Origin of the sequence: Alteromonas sp. AMM-1 (assembly GCF_047290655.1) — a bacterium.
GTDB lineage: Bacteria > Pseudomonadota > Gammaproteobacteria > Enterobacterales > Alteromonadaceae > Alteromonas > Alteromonas mangrovi.
In genome coordinates this window covers 1-4,554 of sequence record NZ_JBLBUE010000227.1, presented here as the reverse complement: position 1 = coordinate 4,554, position 4,554 = coordinate 1, and the positions used below count along the sequence as shown (strand labels likewise).

5 protein-coding genes are annotated in these 4,554 nt (G+C 44.0%); 3 read left to right on the top strand and 2 right to left on the bottom strand.

The annotated features are described in order from the left end of the window. The 3 genes from bamC to ACLR2L_RS19090 form a co-directional block, all read left to right on the top strand. The coding region (bamC, locus tag ACLR2L_RS19100; RefSeq protein WP_413370477.1) for an outer membrane protein assembly factor BamC at positions 1-792 on the top strand (792 nt) is incomplete at its 5' end. A 14-nt stretch (positions 793-806) separates the two neighbouring features. Next, positions 807-1,520, top strand: a complete 714-nt coding sequence (gene purC / locus ACLR2L_RS19095) for a phosphoribosylaminoimidazolesuccinocarboxamide synthase (RefSeq protein ID WP_140957260.1) — start codon at positions 807-809, stop codon at positions 1,518-1,520. A gap of 83 nt (positions 1,521-1,603) precedes the next feature. Next, positions 1,604-2,455 (top strand): DMT family transporter, encoded by an 852-nt coding sequence (locus ACLR2L_RS19090; protein WP_413370475.1) that lies wholly within the window; start codon positions 1,604-1,606, stop codon positions 2,453-2,455. Between the two features lie 113 nt (positions 2,456-2,568). On the opposite strand, the gene yfaE is transcribed toward ACLR2L_RS19090, so the two are convergent. Both yfaE and nrdB read right to left on the bottom strand, forming a co-directional pair. Next, the gene (yfaE, locus tag ACLR2L_RS19085) at positions 2,569-2,853 is read right to left on the bottom strand and encodes a class I ribonucleotide reductase maintenance protein YfaE (protein ID WP_413370473.1); all 285 of its coding nucleotides are present in this window, start codon (positions 2,851-2,853) and stop codon (positions 2,569-2,571) included. 3 nt (positions 2,854-2,856) lie between these two features. Next, on the bottom strand, positions 2,857-3,987 hold the full coding sequence (gene nrdB, locus ACLR2L_RS19080; protein WP_413370471.1) for a class Ia ribonucleoside-diphosphate reductase subunit beta: 1,131 nt from the start codon (positions 3,985-3,987) through the stop codon (positions 2,857-2,859). Positions 3,988-4,554: the final 567 nt, after the last annotated feature.

Below are 4,554 nucleotides of genomic sequence, written 5' to 3'. Positions count from 1 at the left end.
CAGATAAAAGAGAGCGAAACACTTGATAAAACTATCTGGAATTCGTTGATTGGGTATCTGGAAGATCGCAATGTGGCAGTTGAGAACTTCGACCCTGCCACAGGGAAACTGGTTACCGGTTGGATGGTGTTAAACCCCAGCGAAGAAGAGAGTGGTTGGTTTGACTGGTCTTCATCTGATACCGAAACGCCAGCTAAAGGCCAGTATCAGTTTTCGCTGGATATTAAACCCCACGGTAGAACCGCGCAGTTAACCGTGTCATTACTCGATTTTAAACAGGGTAGTACCGGATTAGGCGAATTAACGACTATGCAACGTCGCCGTGATGAAGTTGCTGTGTTGAACCGGGTTATTGGTCATTATGAATACCTCAATCAACTCGAAACCAATCAGCGTATTGCTCTGATTCGCCAGGGCCTAAATATGGAAATGGGTTTTGATGCCGACGGTAATCCAGCGTTTGTAGTCGATTCAAAATACGACATAGCGTGGCCGCGTATTCAGTTGGTATTACGTAAATTGGGCTTTAACGTGAAAGACCTTGATAAATCAAATGGTCTTATTTTTGTTCAGTACACTGATGAAAATGTGAGCTGGTGGAAGAATGTGTTTTCATCAGACAAGTCTCAGCTACTGGATTACGACGAATATCGCTTAAAAATCACTAATCTGGGCGAGAAAACGTCAATTACGTTTATGAATAACGAGAGTGAACCATTTGATGCTAAAATGGTAACCAAGCTGTTCAAACCTTTTGAACAAGTAATGACTGAAGACGGCCTAGACATTTAACTAAGAGACACACAATGGAAAAACGCGAAGAGCTTTATCGTGGTAAAGCCAAAACTGTATACCTGACCGATGACAGCAACAAGCTGATTTTGTATTTTCGCAATGACACATCGGCGTTTGATGGCCAGAAAATTGAACAGCTGGATCGCAAGGGCGAAGTAAACAATAAGTTTAACCACTTCATCATGAACAAACTTGAAGAAGCAGGTATTGCCACACAGGTTGAAGCGTTATTGTCGGATACCGAGTCGTTGGTTAAAAAACTGAAAATGATCCCGGTAGAATGCGTAGTTCGTAACGTAGCAGCAGGTTCTCTGGTGCGTCGTTTAGGCGTTGAGGAAGGTAAATTACTGGATCCGCCTTTGTTTGAATTCTTCCTGAAAAACGACGCGCTGCACGATCCAATGGTAAATGATTACCACATTGTGTCGTTTGGTTGGGCAACGGAAGCTCAGATTGCTCGCATGAAAGAACTAACGTTTGCAGTAAACAATGTACTGAAAGCCTTGTTTGATGAAGCAGGCATGATCCTGGTGGATTACAAACTGGAATTTGGCGTTGATTCTGCCGGTAACATTGTCTTGGGCGATGAATTCACGCCAGATGGCTGTCGCTTATGGGATAAAGAAACCCGTAAAAAGATGGATAAAGACCGTTTCCGTCAGGGCTTAGGTTCAGTAGTGGAAACTTATATTGAAGTAGCAGAGCGTTTAGGCTTGTCACTTTAATCATTAAACGAAAATTATGTTGAAATACCCGCCTATGCGGGTATTTTTTTGTCTGTATGTTCTAAAAATAAAGGACAACTTACGTGACCAGGTTAAAACTAATTGTACTGGCATCAATCGCCATGTTTGCGTTTGCTGCCAATTCACTGTTGTGTCGTATGGCACTGGTGGAAACCAGTATCGATCCGGCTAGTTTTACTGCCTGGCGATTAGTAAGTGGCGCTATCACGTTGCTGGTGATCGTTGCTGTTACACAGTCATCGCTGCCCCGGCGCGGGAACTGGCTCATGGCGTTGGCCCTGTTCATTTACGCTGGCGCGTTTTCGTTTGCATACATAACGATGACAGCCGGGGCGGGGGCCTTAGTATTATTTGGCTCAGTGCAGATCACTATGTTGTTGTGGGGTATTTTTCAAGGTGAACGGCTGACGGCAATACAATGGTTTGGTTTCGCTCTGGCTGTTACCGGGCTAATAATGTTGCTATTGCCGAACAGTGCAGTGCCAGCACTTGGTAGTGCGCTGTTAATGGCACTTGCAGGTATTGCGTGGGGCGGCTATTCCGTAATGGGAAAACAAGCAGGCGCACCCACAGACGCGACCGCTGGCAATTTTTTAAGAGCTGCGCCGATGGCATTGGTACTTTTACTGATGTTTGTACCGGATTTATCTTATAGCTTTTCATCTACCACAGGGATAGGTTATGCCGTTGCTTCAGGCGCGTTGGCATCTGGTGTAGGTTATGCCATTTGGTACGCGGTATTACCGCATATGCCGGCTTTAAAAGCGGCTACCATTCAATTGTCGGTGCCAGTGATAGCCATGCTCATGGGATGGGGCGTATTACAAGAGGCGATTACTTACCGAATGGTGTTCAGTGCCTTGTGTGTGTTGGGTGGGATCGCGTTAGTTTTATGGGTAAAGGCGCAGCGTTAGTTGCTTAAAAAGCATCTATAGCTAATATATTTCAAAGGTTTGTATCATTGTTGTTGATTAATAACGCTTGTTGCTGACTGAGTAAACTTCTATACGAATGGGTATAACAACATTCAGAATGCTATTTTTATCGTGATATCTGAGATAGGTTTACAACAACAGGGCAGGATTTCGTCGTCGTCGATGAAGGCGAGGGGATCAGTAGTATAATCTACTTCCCCAGACAGGATTTTGGTTCGGCAAGCACCACAAAACCCTTCCCGACAATGAAATTGTACGTCAATGTTATGTGATTCCAGGCTTTCTAATAGCGTTTTGTTGGCTTGCGAGGTGATTGTCACCTTTTCTGACACCGTATCGATAACATCGATACGGTGGTCATCGTCCTTGTTGGTCATTCCTTATAATTCGAAGTCCGCGAAATCATCTTCACTCACAGAAGAATCAATCTGACCAACCAGGTAAGAACTTATTTCTGACTCTTGTGGTGCAACCTGAACGTTGTCTGATACCAGATAGTTGTTCATCCATGGCAGTGGGTTGCTGGTCACCTCAAACGGTGTGCCCATACCTATGGCTGACATGCGTTGATTCGCAATGTACTCAACGTACTGACACAAAATTTCTTTGTTTAAACCAATCATTGAGCCGTGTTGGAATAAATATTCTGCCCACTGTTTTTCTTGTTCCACTGCTTTGAGGAAGATAGCCTGGGCTTCGTCCTGACATTCAACGGCAATCTCAGCCATTTCCGGGTCGTCTTTGCCTTTTGCCCACAAATTCAGAATATGCTGAGTAGAGGTAAGGTGCAGGTTTTCATCACGGGCAATCAAACGAATAATTTTGGAATTACCTTCCATTAGCTCGCGTTCAGCAAAGGCAAATGTGCAGGCAAACGACACATAGAAGCGAATAGCTTCAAGTGCGTTAACTGAGTTCATACACAGGTAAAGCTTCTTTTTAAGCTCACGCATAGAAACCACGTAGGGTTCGCCATCGAGCGTATAAGTACCTTCGCCTTGGGTTTGCCAAAGCTGCGTTGCGTATATTAAATCGTCGTAGTAGCGGGAGATATCGGTTGCACGGCGCTTGATTTCATCATTTTCTACGATGTCTTCAAATATCTCGCTTGGATCTACAAATAAGTTGCGCAAAATATGGGTGTACGAGCGCGAATGAATGGTCTCAAAAAACGACCAGGTCTCAACCCAGGTTTCCAGTTCAGGAATGGAAATAATTGGTAAAAATGCGATATTTGGACTGCGACCCTGAACAGAGTCCAGCAAAGTCTGGTATTTCAAATTAGAAATGAAAATGTGCTTTTCAGGATCGCTCAGTTTTTGAAAATCGACACGGTCACGGCTTACGTCCACCTCTTCAGGTCGCCAGAAAAAGCTGATCTGCTTTTCGATGAGCTTTTCAAAAATGGAATGTTTCTGCTGGTCATAGCGGGCAACGTTTACCGGCTTGCCGAAAAACATAGGTTCTTCAAGCTGGTTGGTTTTTTCCTGATTAAACGTGGTGTATTTCATAGTTCCAATCACTTCACTAGCGCAAAAAATCGCCCGACATCTTAGCCGGGCATTATTTTTATTTTAAATCTTATTATGTCCTGAGAAAAATGTAACAAGCGAGTGGGTGGGTTGGTCTAAATCTACTCTCGAACCCTTATAAAATATAGCACTCAACATTTGTTATCCCCAGCAGCATAACCATACTTAGTAACATAGTTAAAATGTAACACAATATATAGTGTTTTGATACGTCAAATTAGGCTAAAAGATTAATGATTTTTTAGAACGAAATGTTACACATTTCGATAGGTCTAGCAGGACGGGAGGGAATAGTGTCTGCTCGTTCTAATACAGTTACCCCTGAGTGTTACAATGCCGTGCCAGCGGGAGTCGAGTCTAGCATTAGGGTACTGCGTACCCTAATAACCCGCATTAACGAGCGTTTGCGTATTAGGCATTTCCCGATCACTAATTCCGGCCTCTCGATCACCCCAATTCTGATACACCCGATCACTGGTATTATGGCTTGCCCGATCAGTAGTTGTGGCAGACCGCAGTCTGCCACAGGTATTTACCTCATGGTTT

What these genes read in the sequence shown, in the direction of transcription:
- purC (WP_140957260.1), top strand. Translation starts at nt 807, where the DNA reads ATGGAAAAACGCGAAGAGCTTTATCGTGGTAAAGCCAAAACTGTATAC.
- yfaE (WP_413370473.1), bottom strand. Translation starts at nt 2,853, where the DNA reads ATGACCAACAAGGACGATGACCACCGTATCGATGTTATCGATACGGTG.
- nrdB (WP_413370471.1), bottom strand. Translation starts at nt 3,987, where the DNA reads ATGAAATACACCACGTTTAATCAGGAAAAAACCAACCAGCTTGAAGAA.